General features: G+C 54.5%; 17 protein-coding genes and 1 pseudogene. 3 read left to right on the forward strand and 15 right to left on the reverse strand.

What is annotated here, in order from left to right; all coding sequences use genetic code 11:
- Positions 1–152: 152 nt before the first annotated feature.
- Positions 153–776, reverse strand: a complete 624-nt coding sequence (locus ACYVRB_RS07335) for a histidine phosphatase family protein (RefSeq protein ID WP_461214490.1) — start codon at positions 774–776, stop codon at positions 153–155.
- Between the two features lie 288 nt (positions 777–1064).
- Here ACYVRB_RS07335 and serC point away from each other — a divergent pair, with 288 nt between their 5' ends.
- From serC to ACYVRB_RS07350, 3 genes are all read left to right on the forward strand, one after another.
- Positions 1065–2141 carry a 3-phosphoserine/phosphohydroxythreonine transaminase gene (gene serC, locus ACYVRB_RS07340; protein ID WP_461214491.1) on the forward strand — a complete coding sequence of 359 codons (1077 nt, stop codon included), beginning with the start codon at positions 1065–1067 and terminating at the stop codon, positions 2139–2141.
- Positions 2142–2188: 47 nt separating this feature from the next.
- Positions 2189–3349 (forward strand): phosphoglycerate dehydrogenase, encoded by a 1161-nt coding sequence (locus ACYVRB_RS07345; protein ID WP_461214493.1) that lies wholly within the window; start codon positions 2189–2191, stop codon positions 3347–3349.
- 781 nt (positions 3350–4130) lie between these two features.
- On the forward strand, positions 4131–6866 hold the full coding sequence (locus ACYVRB_RS07350) for a YhgE/Pip domain-containing protein (RefSeq protein ID WP_461214495.1): 2736 nt from the start codon (positions 4131–4133) through the stop codon (positions 6864–6866).
- Between the two features lie 57 nt (positions 6867–6923).
- On the opposite strand, the gene ACYVRB_RS07355 is transcribed toward ACYVRB_RS07350, so the two are convergent.
- The 14 genes and pseudogenes from ACYVRB_RS07355 to gltB form a co-directional block, all read right to left on the reverse strand.
- On the reverse strand, positions 6924–7172 hold the full coding sequence (locus tag ACYVRB_RS07355; protein WP_461214496.1) for a hypothetical protein: 249 nt from the start codon (positions 7170–7172) through the stop codon (positions 6924–6926).
- Between the two features lie 134 nt (positions 7173–7306).
- Complete coding sequence (locus tag ACYVRB_RS07360; RefSeq protein WP_461214497.1) at positions 7307–8281, reverse strand: ribose-phosphate diphosphokinase; 975 nt, start codon at positions 8279–8281, stop codon at positions 7307–7309.
- 310 nt (positions 8282–8591) lie between these two features.
- Positions 8592–9980, reverse strand: a complete 1389-nt coding sequence (glmU, locus tag ACYVRB_RS07365; protein ID WP_461214498.1) for a bifunctional UDP-N-acetylglucosamine diphosphorylase/glucosamine-1-phosphate N-acetyltransferase GlmU — start codon at positions 9978–9980, stop codon at positions 8592–8594.
- Between the two features lie 116 nt (positions 9981–10096).
- A pseudogene (locus ACYVRB_RS07370) lies at positions 10097–11248 on the reverse strand (VanZ family protein).
- Positions 11245–12093, reverse strand: a complete 849-nt coding sequence (gene purR, locus ACYVRB_RS07375; protein WP_461214500.1) for a pur operon repressor — start codon at positions 12091–12093, stop codon at positions 11245–11247. Before purR ends, ACYVRB_RS07370 begins: the two are co-directional and overlap by 4 nt.
- A 334-nt stretch (positions 12094–12427) precedes the next feature.
- Entirely contained in the window at positions 12428–13306 is an 879-nt protein-coding gene (locus tag ACYVRB_RS07380; protein WP_461214555.1) for a cation diffusion facilitator family transporter, read from the reverse strand.
- 131 nt (positions 13307–13437) lie between these two features.
- Positions 13438–14598 carry a DUF2075 domain-containing protein gene (locus ACYVRB_RS07385; protein ID WP_461214502.1) on the reverse strand — a complete coding sequence of 387 codons (1161 nt, stop codon included), beginning with the start codon at positions 14596–14598 and terminating at the stop codon, positions 13438–13440.
- A 46-nt stretch (positions 14599–14644) separates the two neighbouring features.
- Positions 14645–15493: a 4-(cytidine 5'-diphospho)-2-C-methyl-D-erythritol kinase gene (ispE, locus tag ACYVRB_RS07390; RefSeq protein ID WP_461214503.1), complete on the reverse strand. Its 849-nt coding sequence runs from the start codon at positions 15491–15493 to the stop codon at positions 14645–14647.
- Positions 15494–16213: 720 nt separating this feature from the next.
- Positions 16214–16465, reverse strand: a complete 252-nt coding sequence (locus tag ACYVRB_RS07395; RefSeq protein WP_461214504.1) for a Veg family protein — start codon at positions 16463–16465, stop codon at positions 16214–16216.
- Between the two features lie 136 nt (positions 16466–16601).
- Positions 16602–17474, reverse strand: a complete 873-nt coding sequence (rsmA, locus tag ACYVRB_RS07400) for a 16S rRNA (adenine(1518)-N(6)/adenine(1519)-N(6))-dimethyltransferase RsmA (RefSeq protein WP_461214505.1) — start codon at positions 17472–17474, stop codon at positions 16602–16604.
- Positions 17467–18036: a ribonuclease M5 gene (rnmV, locus tag ACYVRB_RS07405; protein ID WP_461214507.1), complete on the reverse strand. Its 570-nt coding sequence runs from the start codon at positions 18034–18036 to the stop codon at positions 17467–17469. The genes rsmA and rnmV overlap by 8 nt, the downstream gene beginning before the upstream one ends.
- Entirely contained in the window at positions 18033–18809 is a 777-nt protein-coding gene (locus tag ACYVRB_RS07410) for a TatD family hydrolase (RefSeq protein WP_461214508.1), read from the reverse strand. The genes rnmV and ACYVRB_RS07410 overlap by 4 nt, the downstream gene beginning before the upstream one ends.
- 693 nt (positions 18810–19502) lie before the next feature.
- Positions 19503–20960: a glutamate synthase subunit beta gene (locus ACYVRB_RS07415; RefSeq protein ID WP_461214509.1), complete on the reverse strand. Its 1458-nt coding sequence runs from the start codon at positions 20958–20960 to the stop codon at positions 19503–19505.
- A 31-nt stretch (positions 20961–20991) separates the two neighbouring features.
- Positions 20992–25455, reverse strand: a complete 4464-nt coding sequence (gltB, locus tag ACYVRB_RS07420) for a glutamate synthase large subunit (RefSeq protein WP_461214510.1) — start codon at positions 25453–25455, stop codon at positions 20992–20994.
- Positions 25456–25601 lie beyond the last annotated feature (146 nt).

The following is a 25601-nucleotide window of genomic DNA, read 5'->3' on the forward strand; positions in this document are numbered from 1 at the left end:
CGAAGCGGCTTCAAAATTAGTTGTAAGACTGCGAAGCAGGCTGAAGACGGCCGCACAGCATACTGCCATTTCCGCCGTAGCATAGCTAGACCGCTTACTCCTGGAGGACGGCCAAAACACTTACGCTACCGGAGAACGAACGCTTACGTTAACTAATAGGTTTGCGCGTCAAAGCGGTTGTAATACCAGAGATAATACTTGTCGTTTTTTAAACTCAACTTTGTGACGCTGGTGTTGTCTGGCTCAGGCAACGTCATCGGGTCTTTGGGTTGCAAAGCAACCAGCGCGGCGGCTTTGACCGTGAAGCCATGGGTCACACAGACGACATTGTCATCGGGATAGCTCGCCGCAGTCGTACGCATGAAATCTGCCACGCGCTGTTGCACCTGGGCAAACGTCTCACCGTCGACGGCAACATCCACATAACTGGGCAACACATCGTTTAACACCGGATCAAAAACCGCTGGATAAGCGGCACGCAAATCCGCATTAGCCTGGCCATCCCAGCTTCCATAAGAAATCTCCAGCAACCGCTGGTCAAGCTGATGTTGCAGGCGCCCTTGGGGATCCAACAAGGCGGCAGTTTCTTGGGTTCGATCTAGGGGACTGACAAATAACGCCGCGATATTTGTGAGTGGGAACTGCTGGGCGAGGTGTCGCGCCTGGTCCTGGCCTTTTTGCGTGAGGTGGGTGCGCTCATCATTGATAGTGCCTTGCTTGAGGCCAAGCGCGTTAGCGGTGGTTTGGCCGTGGCGAATGAAGTAGAATGTGGTCATAAGCTCTCCTATCATCTTGTCTTAATCGTCTTTTAATATTGACGCCATTTGAATTCCGTGCTATCTTAGTTAACAACGAAGCGGAGGTCAATGCAATGCCAAAAATCAGCCTTAACAACCTCATGTCATCATCATGGTCTATCACCTTAGCTGTGTAGACCAACTTTGTGCTTCCGCCAAGTGGTCTCGCAGTCAATTACTGTGAGACCGTGAATAACGACTTAATCACGCGCCTTCACAGTCATTGTGAAGGCGCGTTTTTTATATCTAAACTCTAGGAGGAATATTATGGTCGTCTATAACTTTGCCGCTGGGCCCGCCGTCATGCCCAAGCCTGTCATCCACCAGATTCAAGAAGAACTGCCTTCGCTCAACGGTTCAGGAATGAGTGTGATGGAGATCTCGCACCGCTCTGCGGCCTTCGATGCCATCATTCAACAAGCGGAATCCCGCCTACGCCACCTGATGGCGATCCCCGACGACTACGCGGTCTTGTTCATGCAAGGCGGCGGCACCGGACAATTTGCGGCAGCACCCTTGAACCTGGCGACCACCCATCAGCACATCGCCGTGCTCGACAGCGGCCAGTGGTCGAGCCGAGCAACCAGCGAGGCTTTACGCCTCGGGATCCCCGCAGACGTACTGGCGACGACTAAAGCGGACCATTACCGCCACCTGCCCCAACTCCCTCAGCCCTTGGCCCAAGGCGTCTATGATTATTTACATATCTGCGTGAACAACACCGTTGAAGGCACCGCCTACACCACGCTTCCGGCAGTCGGTGACACCCCGTTGGTCGGTGACATGTCTTCCAATATCTTGGCACAACGCTATAACGTTCAAGATTTCGGTTTGATCTTCGCCGGCGCGCAGAAAAATCTCGGCCCGGCAGGCGTCACCGTGGTGATCGTCCGCCGCAACCTGCTAACCAATGTCGATGCCGTTCCTAGCGCGCTAGATTACAGCCTTTTTGACCGTAAACATTCGCTTTACAACACCCCGCCGGTATTTGCCATCTATGCGCTAAACCTGACTCTCGGTTGGGTGGAAACGCTCGGTGGCGTCGACGAGATGGAACGCCGCAACCGCGAAAAATCCGGCAAGCTCTACGCGTTCCTCGATCAGTCCAAACGCTTCCACAATTATGTCGCGCCAGCCGACCGGTCTTTGACCAATGTCGTGTTCAACACCGGCGACGCCGCTATCGATCAAGCCGTCGTTGATGCCGCCAGTGCCCGCGGCCTGATGAACCTCAAAGGCCATCGTAGCGTCGGCGGCCTCCGCGCCAGCCTCTACAACGCGATGCCACTGGCTGGCGTCGACGCGCTGATCGACTTCCTGAACGACTTTGAACAACACGCGTAGTTTCACGTGTAACACCGTCCCTTTCACCCACAACAAAGGAGTAACTTATGTATCAAATCAAAACCTTCAATGCCATCGCTGACGCCGGGCTCCAAGAGTTCAGTGCCAACTACCAGCTTAACCAAACCGACGATGCCGACGCCTTTTTGATCCGGTCGGTCGATCTGCACCACTATGATTTCTCCAAGAATCTCAAGGCCATCGTTCGTTGTGGTGCCGGCTTCAACAATATCCCGCTCGATGTTGCTACCGCCAACGGCACCGCGGTTTTTAACACCCCAGGCTCCAACGCGAACGCGGTCAAAGAATTGGTGATCGCAATGCTGATCACCGCCAGCCGGAACCTTTTCTCCGCCGCTCGCTATGCCGCCCACAACTCCGGTGCCGATATCTCGACCCGCACTGAGGCGGAAAAAACGCAATTCAACGGTACCGAGCTCACCGGCAAAACGTTGGCTGTGATCGGCGTCGGCCACGTCGGCGCACGCGTTGCCACCGCCGCCGGTGACTTAGGCATGAAAGTGATCGGCTACGACCCTTACCTTTCCGCCAACGACGCTTGGCATATCCCGACATCCACGGTGCGTGCCGCCACCCTGGAAGACGCGATCGCCCACGCAGATTATGTGTCTGTCCACGTGCCAAAAAATCCCGATACTATCAACCTGATCAGTACCAAAGAGCTGGCATTGATGCCTAAAGGAACGGTCGTGTTGAACTTTGCCCGCGGCGGGATCGTCGACAATCACGCGGTTTGCGAGGCCTTGGACAGCGGCCACATCAAGCGATACATGACCGATTTTGGCGACGACGAGATCTTGAACCGCCCCGACGTTTTGGTCACGCCACACATTGGCGGGTCGACCTTGCAGGCCGAGGCCAACGGTGCGGTGCAAGGCGCAGATCAGATCATGAATTTCTTGGAAACCGGCAACGTCGTCCACTCGGTAAACCTCCCTACCCTCGAGGTGCCGTTCACTTCCAAGTACCGCTTGACGCTCATGCACAAAAACATTCCCAACATGGTCGGCCAAATCGCGACGCTGCTCGCCAAGGCCAACGTCAACATCGAATCGATGAGCAACGCCGCCCGCGGTGAAGTCGCGTATTCGATCATCGACACGAACAACGCCTTCGAAAATGACACCCTACTCACCCACTTACGCAACATCGATGCCGTTTACCGCGTTCGCCTCTTGAAGCATTAACCAGCGCTGTCCGGCAGCGTAAGTGTGTCGGCCGTCCTCCAGGAGGAAACGGTCTAGCTCTGCTACGGCAGAAATGGCAGTATGCTGTGCGGCCGTCTGCAGCCTGCTTCGCAGTCTTACGACTAATTTCGAAGCCGCTTCGCGTCTCCAAAATTGCCGACGCCAACACCGGTAAGCCAGCAGAGCTGTCTCACAGGCGTTGGCGTTGTCACTGCATACTGCCATTTCCGCCTCCGCGCCACTAGCCCACTTCCTCCTTCCGGACTCACATCCGGGTGAATATAAACATCCACTCAACGTGCTAAACATGGTGCAAATTTTCAAAGATAATTGTCTGCACGGGATATGTATTGTGGATTCCATGGACAGAATTCTGATTAACGGAAACTTGTTTTACCAGCATGCTAAATTATTCTGATACGTAGATTCTAGGGTGCGGGCGAAAGTGATGGAATCAGGTCAATCTGACGTGGTGAGATTGCTGTTAGCGACTTGTCGCTTACAGCAAGGCGCAGGTGGAGATCCACTCAGCAAAGCTGAGTTAGCTCCGCCGAGCACCCTCTCCACGACAGATTGAAACCTGCTGGAGTCGCTTTCGCCCGCACCCGACCGCGATTGGTCTACAGCCAACTACACGCTTGCGCTACCGGACAGCGTCAATCCCTGCAAGCGCTATACATCACAACAGCCATCTACTCAAAACGAGTTGGTGGCTGTTTAAATGTGCCTTTAGTCGCATGTGAATTAATGATATTATTAATAAAAATATTGGAGGATGATCATGCGTACTATCGGCAAACTGTTTCTGCTCGACTGGCGGCGGCTAATCAAGAGTCCTCCTGCCTTCTTACTCGTCTTAGCCTTGGTCGTCATTCCCTCGCTGTATTGTTGGTTCAACGTTTGGGCGCTGTGGGATCCTTACAGCAACACCCAAGACCTGACCGTAGCGGTGTATTCCGACGATCAGGCCGCGACCTTTAACCATCAAAAGGTTGCGATCGGGTCACAATTGATGACCGAATTACACCACAACAAAAAATTAGGCTGGCGCTTCGTCCACTCCAAACAAGCGGTGGTCGAAGGCGTCCGCTCAGGCAAATACTATGCCGGCATCGTGGTGCCGCAGTCTTTTTCCAAAGACCTGCTGACCATTGTTGACGGCAAGGTCAAGAAACCGGAATTGGACTATTACGTCAACGAAAAGGTCAACGCGATCGCGCCTAAGATCACTGCCAGCGGCGCCACGACGCTACAGTCCACGATCTCGACGCAGTTTGTCGACACCGTCGCCAAGACCTTGATGACCGAGTTCAACAAAGCTGGCATCCAACTCGACGATAACCTGCCCTTGATCCGCCGGTTTGCCAGTCTGGTCACGAAAACAAACGATCAGCTCCCAACAATCGAATCCTACCTCAACGAAGTCGAAACTGTCCGCAGCCAACTGCCGGGCATCCAAAAAAAGCTCGACGATGCCAACGCGATGGCGAGTTATCTGCCAGAGGTCAACCAAATGGCGACCAAGCTCACCAAAGCCAACGACTATCTGCCGTTGGCCGACGAAGCCGGCCAACTCGCGGTGCAAGTGCGCGGCAAGCTGCCTGAGGTGACCAACGCCGGGCGCCAGCTGCAACTTGTCAACGCCAACTTCTCCCAGCTGGAATCGGGTGTGCAAAAGGCGCTTGTCGTCACGCACCAAGGTCTCAAAGCCATCGACAGCGTCGACGGTACCTTGCCAGACCTAACCAATTTTGGCAAACAGGCCCAAGCCGCCGTGAAAACGACAAAATCACAGGTGCTGCCTCAGGTTGAATCCAGCTTAACGATCGTGCAAAACGCGACAACCGCGGGCCTCACCTTGATTCAAACGGCGAACACCCGCCTCAGCCAAGACCTGGCGACGATCAATACCCAGCTTGCCGATCTCGACGACAGCACAGACACGGCAACCACCAAACAAGCTATCACCACGCTGCTGAATCAGATGGCTGAACGTCAAAACAACACCGCGACGACCGCCACCAATCTTGCCAAGACGCTGCAGCAACTGCAGGCAAGCTATCATGCGTTGCACCCCGACGACAACAATACCAGCCTGAACCCTGCGATTCAGCAACTGCAAGCCACCAGCACCGTCGCGACGCAACTCGCCAGCCAGGCCAGCGCCTTGGCCGCGGCGGCCCCCAGCTTGTCGACCACCCAGCTGCGTAGCCGGCTGGCTAGTCTGCAACAAACTGCAGACGGTTTTGCCCAAGACGCCACCGCCTTACAAAACATCGGCCTAGACGCCAGCGTGCAACACCTGATCGCACAGTTTAAGCAGGCGCTAAACGCCGCAGACACGACGCTCAACGACATCAACACCAAAGTCTTACCGCAGATGCCAAGCCTTTTGAAAAACACCAAGGCGCTCTTGCAACAGGCCCAAACGGTGTTGACCAAAGCCCAGCAAGAACTGCCGGCGTTAAAACAAGAGCTGGCAGATGCCAACACACTACTTAACGGCCACATGCAGCAGATCACCGGTGGCATCAACACCGTGGCTGAACTTTACCAAAACGACTTCCCGACGCTGAAAGCCAAGCTCAAGGCCGCCACCGCCTTCGTCAACAACGACCTGCCGGGGATCGAAAAGGAACTCACCACATCGCTTGACCTGGCCAATACCAAGATGCCGGTGCTGGCTTCCGGATTAGACGACGCCCACCAACTGATCCGAGACGACTGGCCGACACTGAAAACCGCCATCCAAAAAAGTGCCGCCGCAATCAAAGCCGGCGAGCAAAATGTGGACCTCAGCGCTTTGCTGAAGCTATTGCGCCGCGACGCAGGCAAAGAAGCTAATTTTCTCGCCAATCCGGTGACGCTCCACGAAAAAGACCTCTATCCCATCCCCACCTACGGCTCACAATCCGCACCGTTTTACCTCGCGTTATGTATCTGGGTGGGTGCCTTGCTTCTGGGCGCGATCTTGATCACCGAGTACCACCTGCCAGAGGCGTTGCAGGCCGCCACCGTCAAACAACAATACATCGCCCGCTGGCTGACCTTTGTCGGGCTGGGCATGTGCCAGGGGCTGATCGCCGCGTTAGGCAATCTGTTTTTGATCGGGACCTACGTCGTCAACAAGCCGCTATACCTCTTGTTTGCCATGGGCCTGGCGGCAGTGTTCGTTTCTATCTTGTACAGCCTGATCGCCTTGTTTGGCAACATTGGCAAAGGCATCGGGATCATCATCTTGGTGCTTTCCATCTCTGGTGCCGGTGGCAACTTCCCGGTCGTGTTATCCGGGAAATTCTTCCAGATGATCAATCCTTGGCTGCCGTTCACATACGCGGTCAACGCTTTGCGCGAAACCGTCGGCGGGATCTACTGGCCTAACCTGATCTCAGACCTCTGGCACCTCGCGTTGTTCGGGATCGTCTTTTTCTTCGGCGGCCTGTTGCTCAAAGAACCGATTCGCCCGCTGATCGACAAGATGCACGCGATCACCAAGAAGAGCAAGATCATGGAATAAAACCCCAAACAAAGAAGGCTGACAGCCCCAGATCTCGGTGTTGTCAGCCTTCTTTTGTCAGCCCCGCCGGTCGACGGATACGTAAGCCACGCGCCTTCCGTCTGTTGGGACAGTACCGGGTTGCGGTGCCGGCACGCCTGCATCGATCATGTGCGCGATCTGAGCGCCACTTTTGTGGGCGGTGTCGACGATCGTCGCGCCTTGCACACACAGATCGGTGAAGTCTGGACTCGTGAAGGTGAAGCGATGCTTAGCATCATCAGGATTCTCGGCCACGAACATCGGATACGTCAAAAATTGGAACATCTTGTCCTCCTATTGTCGTCAGCGTTACCTTACCGGTTTTACCTTAAGCCTATTTAGCCTTGAATGAAAGCGATTTTTTAGGTGAATTCAAAAAAAGCGGCGCCTCAAGAATCGAGAACGCCGCTGACTTGACTTTATTTTTTGAAGCGGTTTTCGAACAATGGTGAAACCGGCTTGTTTTCCTGGATCCGGGTGATGGCACGGCCGATCAGCGGACCAACAGAAACTTGCACGAGCTTCGAGATCTTCTTATCTTCTGCCAACTGGATGGAGTCGGTGACGACGACTTGTTCGATCACAGAGTTTTCCAGACGTTCAACCGCCGGACCGGAGAAGATCGCGTGGGTTGCGGCGACCAGCACTTCGGTCGCACCGGCGTTCTTCAACGCTGCCGCAGCCAAAGTGATGGTACCGGCAGTATCGATCATGTCATCGATGATGATGCAACGCTTGCCATCGACCTTGCCGACGATGTTCATCACTTCCGCAACGTTAGGACGCGGACGGCGCTTGTCGATGATCGCGATCGGTGCCTTCAAGAATTCGGCCAGCTTCCGCGCGCGGGTAACACCACCATGGTCAGGTGAAACGACAACAGTATCTTCGCCGTTGTAGTGGTTACGCAAGAAGTAGTCGGCCAAAAGCGGGGCCCCCATCAAGTGATCGACAGGAATATCGAAGAAGCCTTGGATCTGGGCGGCGTGTAGATCAAGAGCCAAAACGCGGGTCGCACCGGCGCGTTCAAGCATGTTGGCGACTAACTTAGCCGTGATCGGTTCGCGTGAACGGGCCTTACGATCTTGACGCGCATAGCCGTAATACGGGATAACGACGGAGATTGTGTGGGCAGAAGCCCGACGCAGCGCATCGATCATGATCAAGAGTTCCATCAAGTTATCATTAACCGGCGCAGACGTCGATTGGATAAGATAAATGTCATCCCCACGGATACTCTCTTCAATATTGATTTGAATTTCCCCATCGGAGAACCGTTTAACAGATGACTTTCCCAACTCGACGCCGACTTCTTTGGCGATTTTTTCAGCAAGTGGCTTGTTCGAGTTCAAGGCAAAAATCTTCAACTTTGGATCAGCATAATGCTCTGGCATGGTTTCCTCCACCTGAATTAGTTTAGCAATTACAGCGCAGTGAGTGATAAACCCGAACGATACACCGGTTTCCTCGTGCTCACACACGCTCTAGTATAGCAAAAAAGCATCCCCTCTGGGGAGTCAAATCCACATGTAAGCGGATGAAAACAAAAGAACTTAATCTGAAAGCCATGCAATTCTCATTCAGCTGCTGATTATCCCGCACGCTGGCGAACATTTGGCCTGAAGAAACGACAAACGTCTCTGCCGCCCACACCTGATTTTCAGGCGTGGGCGGCAGAGACGCTTGCATGTACTTTTGTCTTGATCAGTTCCAGTCAGGGTCATCTGCGATCGGCAAGCGATCCCAGAAGTCTGGCTTGTTGGTCTGCCGCGAACGCGCGATCCCCATGGCGTGGAACGGCACATCCTTAGTGATGGTCGAGCCCGCCGCCACGAAACTGTGGTCGGCTAATTCGACAGGTGCCACGATGTTGGCGTTGGAGCCGATGAAAGACTTGTCGCCAACGGTGGTGTGGAACTTGTGCACGCCATCGTAGTTGACGAAGACGACCCCACAACCGATGTTGATATCAGCCCCCAGTGTCGCATCCCCAACATAAGACAAGTGCCCCAGCTTAGTGCGCGGCCCGAGTGTGGCCTTCTTCACTTCGCAGAAGTTCCCGATGTGGACGCCTTCACCAATGTCTGATTGCGGCCGCAGATGCGAGTTAGGCCCGATGTTAGAACCTTTGCGCATGATCGATTCTTCGATCGTCGAGCTGGTCACTCGGACGTCGTCTTCGATCGTTGCGTCGCGCAGTTCAGAATGGGTCCCGATCACACAATTGGAGCCGATCGTAGTTTTGCCTTTGAGGTAAACGCCGGGTTCAATGACCGTATCGTTGCCAATGACCACATCTGCGTCGATATAAGTCGTCGCCGGATCGATCATCGTCACCCCGTTGCGCATGTGTGCGTCGTTGATCCGCTGTTGCATGACCTTGGTTGCGGCCGCCAAAGCCACGCGATCGTTGACGCCCATCGACTCGGTGAAGTCTGCCATCTGGTAAGCGGCAACGACTTCGCCTTGCGCCTTGAGGATCTCGATCACATCTGGCAAGTAGTATTCGCCTTGCGCGTTGTCGTTGCCGACTTGATGCAACGCGGCAAAAAGGCTCTTGTTGTCGAAGCAATAGACGCCGGTGTTGATTTCAGCCACCGCCGCTTCTTCAGGTGTCGCGTCTTTTTGTTCCACGATTTTTTGCACGGAGCCATCCGCATTGCGAATCACGCGACCATAACCAAAAGGATCCGGGGCCACGGCGGTGAGGACCGTGGCCTTGGCACCTGCTTTTTCGTGATAGGCAAACAACTTCTCAAACGTCTTGGCCGTAAACAGCGGCGTGTCGCCGCTGACGATCAGGGTCTCGCCTTCACGGTCGCCTAACAGTGGTTCCGCCTGTAACACGGCGTGCCCGGTGCCAAGCTGTTGGGCCTGCACAACAAACTGAGTCCGGTCGCCAAGCGCTTCTTCGACCGCTTCTGCACCGTGACCGACGACAGTGACCACGGCGTCTTGTTCGGTCTGTTCGACCTGAGTTAAAACGTGATCGACCATCGGCTTACCACAAACCTGGTGGAGCACCTTATATAACGAAGACTTCATCCGCGTGCCTTTGCCGGCAGCGAGAATGATCGTGAATTTAGCAGACATGATAAACTCCTTTGTGAATTCGATTTACCTTATGATAGCCCAGTGTCCCATCGCTGACAAGAACCGTCCCTTTTGGGTTGCCGAATCTAAAAAGCCAGGGAACCGGGTTCCCTAGCTCATTTTTGATTATCAACTTGTTTCACGGTGCTGACCTGGTGGGTGTGCGCCCAGACATCATAGAAATAACGATTATCGCGCGTGACGAACTCCCACAAGAAGTTAACCACCAAGAAAGCCATGATAAGCCCAAACAACCCCAGCAGAATGAAATTCAGCTCGCTACGGTGAAACTTTGAGAAAATCTCGGTGAACATCAACATGAAGCCGCGACCGCTTTGCAAGGCAAGCCCATAGAGCAACAGCGCCCGCAACAACAGCCGCCAAAAGCCTGCAGGTCGCCCCTCTGCGTCCACCACCTGTAGCTTGACCAAAGCCTTACCCCAAGTGGCCCCCCGATTGAACGTTGGCACCAGCACATGCACGAAAAATACTGGCAAGACGAGCTGCAACAACAAGCCCGGCAAAAGCTTTTCTACGCCTAACAACCGCGCCAAGAGGCTCAACAAGCCGGAGATAATCCCCATCACCACAGCGTTATCGATCACAAATGCGACGAAGCGACGAAGCAAGCTGACATGTTGCCCTCGCGCCAGCGACTTGGCATCCATCTCGTCACGCGTCGGAAACGCCCGCAGCAACGTTGGGGCCAGTCAGCCCCCAAGCACCCCACCGCTGGTGTTCAAGATCAGGTCATCCACGTCAAACAACCGATACGGCCGCGGATAATAGCCATACAGCCCAGACAGTTGCGTGAGCTCAAAAAACAACGACAACCCGAAGCTCAGCATCAGCACCTGCCACAGCGGGCGCTTGAAATAATACCGCAGATACACGCCAAACGGCAGCGTCAAAACGATATTAAATGCCGGTTGGATAAAGCCCGGCTGTTTCATCGCTGCCAGCCACGTGCCCGGATGCATTGGACTGAAAACCGTCGTGTGCAAGAACTCACGCAACGCCATAAACGGCACCAGATTGAACTTGGCCGTCGTCAACGCCGCCACCGCGCTACGGCTGGGTAGCGGCAGGATCACCATGAAATACGCCGCCAACATGTAAAAGACGAAACTGTACACCACCACGGCCCGCCAGAACTGGAAGCTGCCAAAGCGACGGTATTGCACGATCAAAAAAGGCAGCGCCAGCCCCAACGCCAAAAACGGAAAGGTCAGTACTGCCATTTTAACCGGAAAAAGGTACGCACTCACTTGATCAATGCCTCCAAGCGCTCTGCATTCTTATCCAGATAGTTGCCCGCCACGGCGTGTAGCGTATTGGCCTTCGTGTCGACTTCATCGACGCGGATCAGGCTTGTATAGTCAGACACCATACGGTCACCTGAGAAATTACCTTCTGCAAACACGCTGATGCCGACCAACTTGGCATCAAATTCTGCGATCAGACTCCGCATCCCGTTGACCGTGCCGCCGCCTTTCATGAAGTCGTCGACGATCAAAACGCCACTGCCGGCTTCAAGAGAGCGCTTGGACAATTCCATTTTCTCGATCCGCGCGGAACTGGCAGACACATAGTTCACTGACACGGTCGAGCCTTCAGTAATCTTCGAATCCCGGCGCACGATCACGAACGGGACGTTCAGATACTGCGACACCGACTGCGCGATCGGAATTCCTTTGGTCGCCACCGTCATCACGGCGTCGACTTTCTGGTCTAAGTATTGGGTGGCGATCAAGCGGCCGATCTGGCGCAATACTTCTGGTGTCCCGAGCAGATCGGATAAGTAAACATAGCCCCCTGGCAACAGCCGATCAGTTTCGCTGAGGCGGTTAGCCATGGCCCCGATAAAGTCGTTGGCTTCCGCCTTGCCCATCACAGGGATATAGCGCACCCCGCCAGCGGCGCCAGGCACGGTTTCGAGGATCCCGGTCTGCCGTTGCGCAAAGGTGCGGCGAACGATGGCGAGGTCTTCAGAGATCGAAGACTTCGCAGAGTCGTACCGCTTTGAGAAAAAGGTCAACGGCACCAACGTGTGGGGACGTTCCAACAGGTAACGGGTCTCGTCGATCAGCCGATCGCTACGACGAACTTTCATAGATTAATTCTCCTTAACTCCGAATATTTGGATTATCACGACATATACAGTTGTAATCTGCTTAATTATAGGCGATAATGCGCCAAATTCCCAGAACTTTCTTAATTATATTAACGAACGTTCGTTAATAATTCCATAAATCAAAACACAAACAGTTTAATATTCTGCCGTTTATGCGGATAAAAGTCAAGTTGTAAATCCTCAGTAGCCAAAAGGCGATTATCGCCGGCGCAGTTATGCATCAGACGCAAAACGCCTCTGCACCGCGATTCAAAAACCAATCGTGGTGCAGAGGTGCTTGTGTAACAAGGTATGTCTCAGCTTTAAGAAATCGCTAATAAGGATTGTCGCGGAACCGTAATGGCTGATAATCCCCATATTCGACTTGGATCGTCACATGGGCGATGTCGTAGTGCTTACGCAGTTCTTCACCGAGTTTTTCCAGGAACCAATCGTTGTTTTCACTGGTGCTGCGCAGCACATGCACCGTCAGCGCGACGTCGGTCGTACTCAGCGCCCAGATGTGCAGGTCGTGGCAAGCAATCACGGTGTCAAAATTTTCGATACATGCTGTCACCGCCGCATAATCGACTTCTTTAGGCACCGCCGCCATCGCCAAGTTGACCGCGTCTTTGAGCAATCCCCAAGTGCCTGCCAACACCACCAAGGCCACGACGATCGAGATCATCGGATCCAGCCATTCCCAGCCGGTCAACAGGTAGATCCCCCCTGCGATGACGACACCTAGTGACACGCCGGCGTCTGCGGCCATGTGCATGAACGCCCCGCGGATGTTGAGATCATGGTCTTTGCCATGATGAAACAGCATCGCAGTCACCCCGTTGATGATGATCCCGATACCGGCAACCAGCATCACGACACCGCCTTGGATCGGTTGGGGATGGCCAAAGCGGTTGATTGCTTCGACAATGATCGCCCCCATCGCGACCAATAAGAACACGGCGTTGATCAACGCCGCCCAAATCGACGAACTCTTATACCCGTATGTTCGTTTCTTCGTCGGTCGCCGGCAAGACAACCACGCCGCCAACCAAGAAATCGCCAATCCCAACACATCACTAAGGTTATGCAACGCATCAGCGACTAACGCCATTGACCCGACGGCCGCACCAAACCCGACTTCGGCAACAATATAACCCATATTCAACAAGATCCCCCAGCGGAAAGCCACATCGGGTTTTGGATTTGTCATCATAACGCCTCCGTTCGCTTACTTAGCCTCATTCTGGCGTGCTGGATTGCCCTTGTCAATGGGCACGGATTATCGTAACCATTCCGATGAGACCGGTAAGCGTTGGTACGCTAGCGTTCGGCTTGTCGACATTACTGCGATAATAATTGTAACTGGGTTGCCAACCGCGGATTCACTGCATACAATCCCAAACCCAGGCGACCGCGTTTCATCAAGATATTCGCCACGTGCAAAATAATCGCGGCTTTTTCCGCCTCCCCCAACCCAGCACGGCGCCGGAAGGCCTCTTGGTCTTCGAAGCGCTCTGTGGCAACGACAACGCGGTGGGTGACGGGATCGTAATCGATACTGGGGCCCAAGATGATACCCGCATAGTTGAGATCAAAGCCTTGGATCGTGTAGATCGAACCAACTTCAGCCAGCGTCTCCGGACGACTCGCCCATGGCCGATCCGTAAAGTTGATCTTATCCCATGGCAGACGCAACGAACCGGCATCCACCCACCATGTTTGCGCCCCAAACACCCGAAACGGAAAGTCCGTCGTGGCGATCATCCGCGCCAACCCCACGCGCTTATCTTGCGCACGGATCCAGTCATATAATGGCGTGCCATCAGCAAACACCCGCAAATCATAGTCCTTGGGTCGCGGTAGCGGCAACAGCCGCCGGTCTTGCACGAACGCGTTGATCCATGCACTGACGGCCGGATCTTGCAGCCGTAGCTGTTGGTCGAGCGTCGCTTCTTCGACCACATGCCCGGCCAGCGTCTGCGCCAACAGCGCCTGATCCCAGTGGCTCTTGAGCTTAACAACTTGGTTAAAATCTTCGACTACCACCACCACATGCGCCAGTTCCAGCAAGTCTGCGAGCTGATTGTGGCCGCGGTACGCGTTGAACGGATCCGGTTGGCTCAACAGCAGGTGCGCCTCGTCGACAAACACGGCAGTCGCTTTTTGCTTCAGGCGTTGCATGCGGTTGATAAACGGCGTTGGTTTCTCAAAATCCTTCTTGTATAGCCCAGGCGTCTGCCCGGCGACTTCCTTGTAAACCTTCAGCATCTCGTTATGGTTGACCAACAGATGCATCCCCGGCTCGCGCACCGCCGTAAACGCCGCGTTAAGCACAACGCTTTTGCCGGAGCCGGCGTCTCCATGAAGCACAAACACGGCGGCTTGCGCATCGGCTCGGTGGTCTGCGACAAACTGTCGCAGCCGTGCGATCAACGCCTGCTGCGGCACAGTCAGCTGTGCCTGTTGGCTCAATAAAAACGTCGATTCGCTAAGTCCCATCATTGCCTCCTCATAAAAAATAGCAGTGCGTCAACGTGACGGCACTGCTTTAGCCAAGTGGCCTGACCAGATAAACCTCGGGGCAAAAGCCCTTCATTGAGTTATAGACCCGAATCGCGCGGCTATGTTTCTGACACAGCGCAAACACCGTCGGGCCCGAGCCAGACATCTGTGCGATCTGTGCACCGTATTTCACAAAGCGCGTTGTCAGCGCGGTAATATCCGGATAGCGGCTCGCCGTCAACTTTTCCAACGAATTGGCCATGCCCGATGCCATTTCGGCAAAATCATGGCTGGCGATGCCAGAAAGCACGCGGTCTGTGTCCGGGCGCGGCAGCGGTTGCGAATAGTCCAAGGCGTTCAAAATGCTGGGCGTCGATACCGACGCGCGCGGCTTGGCCAAGACCACCCAAAAGCTCGGAAGCGCGCCTAAAGGCCGGACGATCTCCCCGCGGCCTGTGACCAGCGCCGTTTTCGAGTAGACGCAGTAAGGCACATCTGAATCGATCTGCAAGCCGATCGTCGCCAACTGTTCGAGCGAATACCCCAACTGCCACAAATCGTTCAGCCCGCGCAACACCGCGGCGGCATCAGAAGAGCCGCCGCCTAACCCGGCAGATACGGGAATATGTTTTTCGATATGAATGCGTGCACCCAGGTGGGTCCCGGCCGCACGCTGCAACACCATCGCCGCTTTGTAAGCAAGATTACGTGGATCTTCCGGCAGAAACCCGCTGTCCGTGGTGACACGGATCGTCTTGTTCGGCTGGATATGCACATAATCGGCGAGGTCGACAGAAGTCATCACCATCCGCCATTCGTGCTCACCGTCATGATGGCGGTACAGCGCATCTAGACTCAGGTTGATCTTGGCCGGGGCTTTTTGGATCAGTTCCATAATGACCACCAGTCTCGTAAGGGATTTCTTTCTAGTATAACCGTTTTTTCTACACTTAGCATCTCTTTGACCGATGACTTGCGATCCGCCTTGATCAATTCCGTGCTGTCACTGTCCGGCAACGTAAGCATTTTGCGTTGGGTAGACCAGTAAACTGTCGGGCGCGGGCAAAAGTGACTCCAGCAGGATCAATCTGTCGTGGAGAGGGTGCTCGGCGGAGCTAACTTCGTCTGCGACGAAGTGGATCTCCACCTGCGCCTTGCTGTAAGCGACAAGGCGCTAACAGCAATCTCACCACGTCAGATTGACCTGCTTCCGTCACTTTCACCCACACCCTGGATTCTGCGTACCAGGATAGTTCGGTGTCATGGCCAAATGGGTCAACTCGTTGGTCACAACTAATCCATTTCTACTCTCTTAGAAATTGCACTTCTGGTGACGAGCGACGCTAACGTCAGGGGTTGGGGTGTGGAGGCCCGAGATGGCTCAGGCGCGGCATTGTTGTTAGCGGCTTGCCGCTTACAACAAAGGCGTCGAGGAAGATCCACTCGGCGGAGCCGAGTTAGCTTCCGAGCGCCTCGCACCGTTCCAGCCATCTCAAGGGCCGGAACACACCAAACCCGACCTATACCACTATCCCAAAGAAGACTTACGCCGCCGGACAGCAATCGTAAATTAGCGTACAAAAAAAGCCATGTGCAACTAGCAACATGACTGATTTTAGGAAACTTGGGCTTCATCATCAAATGTGATTTGGATCGATTTGGTGAGTAGATCTGCGTAACTATAAGAAACGCGTTCGAATGAGTTGGTTGCCTGATCGAGGTCGACCACGAAAATTGCAGGATAGGTTTCTTTCAACGTACCCTTGCGTCGGGTAACCTTCTTGCGGCCCGCTTGGGCGACGACTGTGAGATTCTCGCCGATTTTACCGTCGAGTTGTTGCTTGATGCTTGCTAAAGTCATTGGCATGCACTTCACCTCTTAGTTAATAGCATAGCACAAATTTTATGAATTTGCAATTATACCATTACAAGTCGCATTCCGCAACTATTAAACACCCAGTAAATCAACGTTTTTCACCAAAATTTTAAGGTTACAGCCATCCTTAAAAACCGCTTGCAACCAATGCATCTGCCAAACGGCCAAAATCTTCGATTGAAAGCGCTTCTGCCCGCTTGCTGACATCCACTTGTGCCGCCTCACAAGCCGCCTGTAGCGCCGGTTTGTTCTGCTTGCCATAAAGGTTCTGCAGATTATTCCACAGCGTCTTGCGGCGCGCCGCGAAGGCCCCGCGCACCAACCGATCGAACGCGGATTGATCTTTAACTGTCACCCGTGGCGTCTGGCGACGCGTCAACGTCACGATAGCGGAATCAACATTGGGTGCCGGCACGAAGTTCGTCCGGCGCACATCGAAGGCGACGGCGACATCCATGAACTGCTGGATCCCAATCGTCAGGCTCCCGTAGTCCTTGGAATTTGGCGTCGCTGTCAGCCGGTCTGCCACTTCTTTTTGCATCATGACCGTCAGGCTGGCAAAAGGCAGCTGCGACTTCATCAGGTGCGTCAGGATCGGCGTCGTGATGTAATACGGCAGGTTAGCGACCACCTTCAGCTGATGCTTGCCGTCAAAGTGTTCCGCCACCAGCTTGGGCAGGTCCGCCTTCAAGACGTCTTCTAAGACGACCTCAACATTCAAATAGCCGTCAAGCGTCTCGGCCAACACCGGCAACAGCCGCCCGTCGACTTCTAGCGCCAGCACGTGATGGCTGTTTTCGGCGATAAACTGCGTCAGCGACCCGATGCCGGGGCCGACTTCGATCACATCGTCAGCGGCACTCAAGCCGGCGGCATCGACGATGTTTTGCAAAATCGTAGGATTCGTCAAGAAGTTCTGCCCGAGGCTCTTCTTGAAGGTGAAGCCGTGACGTTTCAAAATCGCGGCGGTGCGCGCCGGATTGGCGATATGTTCAGGCATGGGCGTCCTCCTCATCTAATTGGGCGACAGCTTGCTGCAATTGGGCTTCCGTGATGCCAAACTGCCGGAGCCGTTTTTGCAGTTGCTTACCGTTCGTGTAGCCGATGTGCAACACATCCCCGATCCGCGCGCGCCGCTTGGCAGCGCGGGGGCCACCGATCAAGCCGGCAGCGTACAGGGTGCTTGTTGCGATCTGAGCTTGGGCGTCTGGCGTTTCGACGATCAGGTGCGCCAAGGCTTCTTTGAGTGCGGCAGGCGTCGCATGTTCGACCCCCAGGCTTTGATGGGCGCGATCAGGACGCGCATCTGCCCGTGGCAAAAACGCGTGCGTGACGCCAGGCACCGCCGCAGAAATTGTCTTGCGGATTTTTTCCCCAGGAAAATCGGGATCGGTCAACACGATCACGCCACGGGTCGCCTGGGCGTGGGCAATCAAGGCCAGCGTCTCTTTAGAAATCGCGGAGCCGCGCGTTTCGATCGTATCGATCGGGCCAAACGCTTCGGTCAAGCGCTTGGTATCATCGCGTCCTTCGACGACGATGATCTGTTTGAATTTGCTCATAGTTCCTCCAGGCCAAAAATGCGATGGGCGTTGGCACGCGTGATCGCCGCAATGTGTTCTGCAGTATCTTCTCTGAACTTCGCCACCGCATCGACCACATAATGCGTGTAGGCCGGTTGATTGGGCTTGCCGCGAAACGGTGTCGGGGTCAGATACGGCGCGTCGGTTTCCACCAACAAGCGATCTTCAGGGATCACCTTGACACTTTGATGTTCCTCAGGCGCGTTTTTGAACGAAACAATGCCTGAATACGAGACATACATCCCCAAGTCCAAAAACTTCTTGGCCCACTCCGCGTCACCGGTGAACGAGTGCATGATCCCGCCAAACTCTTCCAGGTGTGCTTCGCGCAAGATCGCATAGGTATCTTCAAAAGCATCACGGGAATGGATCGACACCGGCATGTGCTGCTCACGCGCGATCGCCAGTTGCCGGCGGAACACACGCCGCTGGATCTCACGCGGGCTGGTATCCCAGTGATAATCTAGCCCGATCTCCCCTAACGCCACCGTTTTAGGCGCGGCCAACTGCGAGATCATGAGGTCTTCTGCTTCTTGGGTGTAATCCTTGCTGGACTCCGGATGCCAGCCAACGATCGCATAAAGATTCGGAAACTGTGCCGCCAGCCGCATAGCGCCAGCGTTTAAAGTCGTATCCGAGCCGACGATCGCCATTTCCACAACGCCAAGGTCCTTAGCCTGCTGGACATAGTCGGCTTCTTTGCCCGCGTAAGGCGTGTCGTTGAGGTGAGTATGTGAATCAAAAATTTCCATATTGGACTCCTTTTACTTGTCTCAATCATTATACGCATCGGGTCAACTTCCAGCAAACCATGGTAGCCAACTCACACTGTCCGGTAGCGTAAGTCCTCTTTGGGATGTCTTTTGGATGGTGGTATAGGTCGGGTTTGGTGTGTTCCGGCCCTTGAGATGGCTGGAACGGTGCGAGGCGCTCAGAAGCTAACTCTCCGCTTCGCTACGAGTGGATCTCCTTCGACGCCTTTGTTGTAAGCGGCAAGCCACTAACAACAATGCCGCGCCTGAGCCATCTCGGGCCTCCACACCCCAAACCCTGACGTTAGCGTCGCTCGTCACCAGAAGTGGCAATTTCTAAGAGAGTAGAAATGGATCAGTGGTGACCAACGAGTTGACCCGCTTGTCCGATACATCAAACTATCCTGATACGCAGAATCCAGGGTGTGGGCGAAAGTGACAGAAGCAGGTCAATCTGACGTGGTGAGATTGCTGTTAGCGACTTGTCGCTTACAGCAAGGCGCAGGTGGAGATCCACTTCGTCGCAGACGAAGTTAGCTCCGCCGAGCACCCTCTCCACGACAAATTGAAGCCTGCTGGAGTCGCTTTCGCCCGCACCCGACCGCGATTGGTCTACAGCCAACTACGCGCTTACGTTGCCGGACAACATAAGCAAAGAGGGCAAGTCGATTGACTTGTCCTCTTCGTATATGGCTATGCATGCTTAACCGCACTGGCTGGTGCCAGTTCTGCGGCGGAGCTTAATGATTGGTGAATGGCTTCAGCAGCCATCCGGCCTTCGCGGATTCCCCAGATAACCAGAGAAGGACCGCGCCGGGCATCACCAGCAACATAAACTTGTTCGTTGTCGGTCTTGTAATCATCGTAGACCTTGTGGACGCCACAGTCATCGAACACTGACGAATCAGCGCCGGTGAAGCCCATGGCCAACAGCACCAGATCAGCGTCTTCGGTGACTTCGGTGCCGGCAACCGGCTGGAAGTGATCGGCTTCGTTGATCGTGATGGATTGGACGTGGCCGTTGTCACCGTGGAATTCGGTGATGGTGTGGGCAAAACGTGTCAGCGGCTTGTCAGACAACTCAGCGTATTCGCTTTGGCCATAGCCAATGCGTTGCGTCCGTGGCCATTCTGGCCATGGGTTGTCATCTGGGCGTGTGCTTGGTGCTGACGGCACGATTTCCAGTTGCAAGATATCGCGGGCACCGAGACGCAGAGACGTTGCGATGCAGTCGTTACCGGTGTCGCCACCGCCGACGACGACGATCTTCTTGCCAGCAAGCTTGGTGTTAGCGGCAGTACCTTCTTTTTCCACGGCCTTGGTCGCGTCAGTCAAGAAGTCTAAGGCCTGTTCGACCCCAGCCAATTCACGGCCAGGCGCCTTGAGGTCACGCGGCATCCGCGCACCGATGGCGAGCAGGACCCGTGCATATTGTGCCTGCAATTCAGCACCAGAGATATCGATTCCGACGCGAGTGTTGCACTGGAAGTGGATGCCGACTTTTTCCATCACGGCGATCCGGCGTGCAACATCTTCTTTAGGCAGCTTCATGTTCGGGATCCCGTACATCACCAAGCCACCGGGACGATCATCGGCTTCAAAAACCGTGACGTCATAACCGAGCTGGTTCAACCGCCAAGCTGCGGTCAGTCCAGCCGGACCGGAACCGACAATGGCCACTTTGATGCCATTGCGGGATACGGGACGGCCAGATTCTTCGACCCAGCCATACTTGAAGGCTTGATCGATGATGAAGCGTTCATTGTTGCGGATCGTGATACCTTTGTTGTTTAACGCCTCGTTACATGAGACTTCACAAGGTGCCGGGCAGACATGACCGGTAAAATCCGGTAACGGGTTGGTCAGCGTCAAGCGCTGGAAAGCCCGCTTGTCTTCGTTGCGGCCGACAAAATCTTGCCATTCTGGGATCAAGTTGTCGTTCGGGCAACCTGATACCGCCTTGCCGCCAGCGTAGGCGTAGCCCACGTGGCAATGCGGCACCCCGCAGTTCATGCAACGTAAGGCTTGTTCCCGCCGTTCTTTTTCAGGCAACGGGATTTCCATTTCTTCGAAGTCCAAGACTCGGGTCTTGGGATCGCGCCAAGGATTATCCTTGCGCGTATACTTCATAAATCCGAAGGGATCTGACATATTAATAATCCTCCTTAGTACGCGCTAGGCATTACTTAACTGTGGGTTGAGGACCCATCACCTGATCAAATGCGGCTTGTTCGAGGTCTTTTTGCGCAACGCCTTGAGCCTTGAGTGTCGCCATCAGATCGTTCATGCGATGGAATTCCTTCGGGTAGACTTTGACAAAGTCCTGCTTTGCCTGATCCCAGCTAGCCAACAGCTCGATGGCCTTGGCACTGTTCGTGTAACGCGCATGGCGGACGATCAGCTCGTGTAAGATCTCATCACCGGCAGTTTCACCGATCTTGAAGAACTCGATCATGTTCTTGTTGGCATTGGCTTCCAACTTATGTTCTGGATCGTAGACGTAAGCCACCCCACCGGACATCCCGGCACCGAAGTTACGCCCTGTCGAGCCCAAGATCACAGCGGTCCCACCGGTCATGTATTCACAACCGTGGTCCCCGATCCCTTCGACCACAACGTTGGCACCGGAATTACGAACGGCAAAACGTTCGCCGGCACGGCCGTTGAAGTAGGCTTCACCACTAGTCGCACCAAAGCACGCAACGTTCCCGACGATCGGGGCGTTGGCGTAAAGCTGGGCGGCCTGTTGTGGCGCCTGAACGATCAGGCGGCCACCAGACAGCGACTTACCAACATAGTCATTGGCTTCACCGATCAGACGCAGGGTCAGACCTTCCGCGGCAAATGCCCCGAACGACTGCCCAGCGACCCCAGTGTATTCATAGGTCAAGCGATCGTCTGGCAGATGATCGTCTGAGAACCGCTTTGCCAGCCAGCCGGAGATCCGGGCACCAGCAGCGCGTTGTACGTTGTCGATCGGCCGTTGGATGACCGTTTTTTCGTCAGATTGCACCGCCGCTTGGGCGAAGGCATTGAGCGCCGGGCGCTCATCATCCGGCTTGAACGGATCAGAGACCTTACGTTCGATGCCGTAAGTCTTCGACAGCATTCGCGAGAAGTCCAGCGTCTTGGCCTTGCCTGTCGCGTTGAAGCGCGGTACCAAGTGTTCGACATGCCCGACCATTTCATCAACCGTGCGATAACCTAACTTGGCCATCTCTTCACGCAGATCCTGGGCGATGAATTCCATGCAGTTAATGACGTTTTCAGGCGTGCCGATGAAGAACTTGCGCAAGGCTGGGTTTTGTGTCGCGATCCCTGTTGGGCAGGTGTTCAACGAGCAGACCCGCATCATGATACAACCAACAGAAACCAAGACCAACGAAGCAAAGGAGAACTCTTCAGCGCCTAACATGATCGCAACGGCAACGTCGCGGCCATCCATCAGCTTCCCATCGGTTTCCAAGACAGCCCGTTGACGCAGACGGTTCATCGCCAAGGTCTGATGGGCTTCAGACAAACCCATTTCCCATGGCAAACCGGCATCACGCACGGAGTTCCGTGGTGCGGCCCCGGTACCGCCGTCATAACCTGAGATGACGACCTTGTCCGCACCGGCCTTAACGACCCCAGTCGCGATGGTGCCGACGCCGGTGGAAGACACCAGCTTAACAGTCACAGCGGCATCTGGGTTAACTTGCTTCAAATCGTAGATGAGTTGCTTAAGGTCTTCGATCGAGTAGATATCATGATGCGGCGGAGGCGAGATCAACCGCACACCAGGCACAGAACCACGGACCTCAGCGACCCATGGGAAGTTCTTGGTGCCAGGAAGCTGGCCCCCTTCACCAGGCTTTGCGCCTTGGGCGATCTTGATCTGGATTTCTTCGGCGTGCATGAGATATTCGGTGTTGACCCCGAAACGTGCAGAAGCGACCTGCTTGATCTTGGAGTTCACATCTTGCTTTTGGCCTTGGGTCTTGAACCGCCAGCGCGGTTCGCCACCTTCACCAGAGTTCGACTTACCACCGAGGCGATTCATCGCTTCGGCAATGGTCGTGTGGGCTTCTTCAGAGATCGACCCATAAGACATCGCGCCGGACTTGAAACGGCGGACAATGGCAGAAACGGGTTCCACCTCTGCCAACGGCACGGCTGGACGATCAGAATGGATGTGCCATTGTGAACGCAACGTTGTCGGATCGGCCAGCTCTTCTTCGTGCATCTCTTTGGCGTAATCTTTGTACAGCTTGTAATCGCCAAGGCGGACCGCCCGCTGGAACTTGTAAATCGTCTTCGGGTTGTAAAGATGGTGCTCGCCTTCTGCACGGTACTTGAAGGAACCACCGCTTGGCAGGTCGTACTTCGCCTTCGGGCCAAATGCGCGCTCGTAGCGTGCCATGTATTCAGCTTCGATCTGATCCAGACCGATCCCGCCGAGACGGCTTTGGGTACCGGTGAAGTATTCATCGACAACGGCCGTCGACAGACCAACCGCTTCAAACAATTGGGCGCCTTGGTAGCCGGTGATGGTCGAGATCCCCATCCGGCTCATGACCTTGACGATGCCTTTTTCAGCGGCACGACGGTAAGTGTCGAGCTTGTCACCCATGTTGTAGGCCTTCAACGTCGCGTAGACGCCATACGGATAGATGGCACTGGCGCCATACCCCATCAAAGCGGCGTAATGGTGGACTTCACAAGCTTCGCCGGTATCGACCAAGATCGACGCCTTGCCCCGCTTGCCTTTGCGTACCAAATAATTGTTCAAGCCAGAGACGGCCAACAAGATCGGCATCACGAGTTTGGACTTGCCGGCATCGCGATCGGTCAAAATCAACAGGTTCTTGCCGGCATCGACCGCAGTTTCTGCCGCGCGGAACAGATCATCCAGTGCCTGTTGCAAACGGTGCTGACGGTCAGACTTGGCGTAGCAGATCGACAATTCTTGCGTGTGGAAACCGTCTTGATCAAGCCGGCGGAGCTTCTCAAATTCTGAAGTCGTCAACATCGGCGAAGCGAGCTTCACCTTCTTGGCGTTGGCCGGGTCGTCAGCGGCAACATTGGCGTCTGGGCCGACGAAGACTTCTGTCCCGATGACCAGCTTCTCACGGATCGCATCGATCGGTGGGTTGGTGACTTGGGCAAATTGTTGCTTGAAGTAGGTGAACAAGCTTTGCGGCTTGGACGACAAAACCGCCAGCGGTGAGTCAAAGCCCATCGAGATGATCGGTTCTTCGCCTTTGGTCGCCATCGGAATGATCGCATCTTGAATGATGTCTTCAGTGTAGCCATGCCGGCGCCATAGCGTCTGCAGGCTTTCTGGCGTCAAGGTTTCTTGAACGTCAGCTTCTGGCACCTGATCCAAGGTCAACTGGTTGTCATCCAACCATTGTTGATAAGGATGGGCAGACGAATACTTGTCCTTGATGTCTTGGGTGTGATAGATCTTGCCTTCTGACGTGTCGACCAACACCATCTCGGCAGGGCCGAGGATGCCTTTTTCGACTAAGTCTTCCGGCGCAACGTCGAAGACCCCAGATTCTGATGCAACCACCATGATGTTGTCTTTGGTGACCAAATAGCGCGACGGGCGTAAGCCGTTACGGTCGAGGGCGGCACCGACTTGGACGCCATCGGTGAAGCAGATGGCGGCAGGACCGTCCCAAGGCGCCATGAAGCTGGCGTTGTATTCGTCGAATGCGCGTTGTTGCTTGGAGATCCCGGTGTCTTCACCCCAGGCTTCAGGCATCATCATCAAAAGGGCTTGTGGAATATCGCGGCCGTGGTGGTAGAGGTATTCCATGCAGTTTTCCAGCTTAGCGGAGTCGGAATCGTCTTCGTTGTATACCGGAATGTTGTTAGACGCCATCCAGTTCTCGGCGCCTTTGAGGGTGTTGATTTCCCCGTTATGGGCCAAGAAACGGAACGGTTGGGCACGATCCCAGCTTGGGAAGGTGTTGGTGGAAAAACGCGAATGCGTTAAGCAAATCGATGACTGCATGGTTTCGTCATGCAGATCCGGATAGAATTGCCCCACTTGATAAGCGTGCAACATCCCCTTGTAGCCGATCGTCCGGCTGGAGAAGGTCACGATCGTAAAATCATCCGCCGTAAACAAGCCTTCAAGCTGACGCCGTAATTTGTACAAGGCATCTTCAAAAGGCCGTCCCGCCGCCACAGCGTCAGGACGCGCGACGATCAACTGCATGAAGCTCGGCATCACCTTTTGGGCAGTCGGGCCACAAGCTTCATAAACATATGGCACAGCACGCCATGCCAAGACACGAAAACCATGATTTTCTACCTGCGCTGTCACGGCCTTTTGCGTCGCGTCCTTACCTTCTTCATCTTGAGGTAAGAAAAAGTTACCGACTGCGTAGTCGCCAAACTTCGGTAAGTCGAAGTCTTGTTCTGCCGCATAGTTGCGGAAGAAACTATCCGGCATCGCCATCAAGATCCCAGCGCCATCGCCGGTATCCGGTTCTGCGCCAGTACCGCCACGATGGTTCATCCGCTCCAACATCACCAACGCACGCTCAACTAAAGCATGCGAGGCGTGACCGTCGATCTGGGTAATGAAACCCATCCCGCAGGCGGCATGTTCGAATTCTGGGTCGTACATCGTTTCCTGATTGTGCCGCATTCCGTTCACCTCTAACATTATTTAAAAACAAGTGAGTTTAGAGACTAGTTTACTCATCGAATTCTTATAATGCAAGTTCTCATTGATGAAAAATCTTCCAATTAGAGTGAATCGCACAATATTTCCGATATTAATACGTTAGCGGC

It is taken from the genome of Lacticaseibacillus boliensis, from assembly GCF_054784775.1.

Bases quoted from the DNA above. Each gene is read 5' to 3' on its own strand.
- ACYVRB_RS07335 (WP_461214490.1), bottom strand. From the start codon at position 776: ATGACCACATTCTACTTCATTCGCCACGGCCAAACCACCGCTAACGCG.
- serC (WP_461214491.1), top strand. From the start codon at position 1,065: ATGGTCGTCTATAACTTTGCCGCTGGGCCCGCCGTCATGCCCAAGCCT.
- ACYVRB_RS07345 (WP_461214493.1), top strand. From the start codon at position 2,189: ATGTATCAAATCAAAACCTTCAATGCCATCGCTGACGCCGGGCTCCAA.
- ACYVRB_RS07350 (WP_461214495.1), top strand. From the start codon at position 4,131: ATGCGTACTATCGGCAAACTGTTTCTGCTCGACTGGCGGCGGCTAATC.
- ACYVRB_RS07355 (WP_461214496.1), bottom strand. From the start codon at position 7,172: ATGTTCCAATTTTTGACGTATCCGATGTTCGTGGCCGAGAATCCTGAT.
- ACYVRB_RS07360 (WP_461214497.1), bottom strand. From the start codon at position 8,281: ATGCCAGAGCATTATGCTGATCCAAAGTTGAAGATTTTTGCCTTGAAC.
- glmU (WP_461214498.1), bottom strand. From the start codon at position 9,980: ATGTCTGCTAAATTCACGATCATTCTCGCTGCCGGCAAAGGCACGCGG.
- purR (WP_461214500.1), bottom strand. From the start codon at position 12,093: ATGAAAGTTCGTCGTAGCGATCGGCTGATCGACGAGACCCGTTACCTG.
- ACYVRB_RS07380 (WP_461214555.1), bottom strand. From the start codon at position 13,306: ATGACAAATCCAAAACCCGATGTGGCTTTCCGCTGGGGGATCTTGTTG.
- ACYVRB_RS07385 (WP_461214502.1), bottom strand. From the start codon at position 14,598: ATGATGGGACTTAGCGAATCGACGTTTTTATTGAGCCAACAGGCACAG.
- ispE (WP_461214503.1), bottom strand. From the start codon at position 15,493: ATGGAACTGATCCAAAAAGCCCCGGCCAAGATCAACCTGAGTCTAGAT.
- ACYVRB_RS07395 (WP_461214504.1), bottom strand. From the start codon at position 16,465: ATGCCAATGACTTTAGCAAGCATCAAGCAACAACTCGACGGTAAAATC.
- rsmA (WP_461214505.1), bottom strand. From the start codon at position 17,474: ATGCCTGAACATATCGCCAATCCGGCGCGCACCGCCGCGATTTTGAAA.
- rnmV (WP_461214507.1), bottom strand. From the start codon at position 18,036: ATGAGCAAATTCAAACAGATCATCGTCGTCGAAGGACGCGATGATACC.
- ACYVRB_RS07410 (WP_461214508.1), bottom strand. From the start codon at position 18,809: ATGGAAATTTTTGATTCACATACTCACCTCAACGACACGCCTTACGCG.
- ACYVRB_RS07415 (WP_461214509.1), bottom strand. From the start codon at position 20,960: ATGTCAGATCCCTTCGGATTTATGAAGTATACGCGCAAGGATAATCCT.
- gltB (WP_461214510.1), bottom strand. From the start codon at position 25,455: ATGCGGCACAATCAGGAAACGATGTACGACCCAGAATTCGAACATGCC.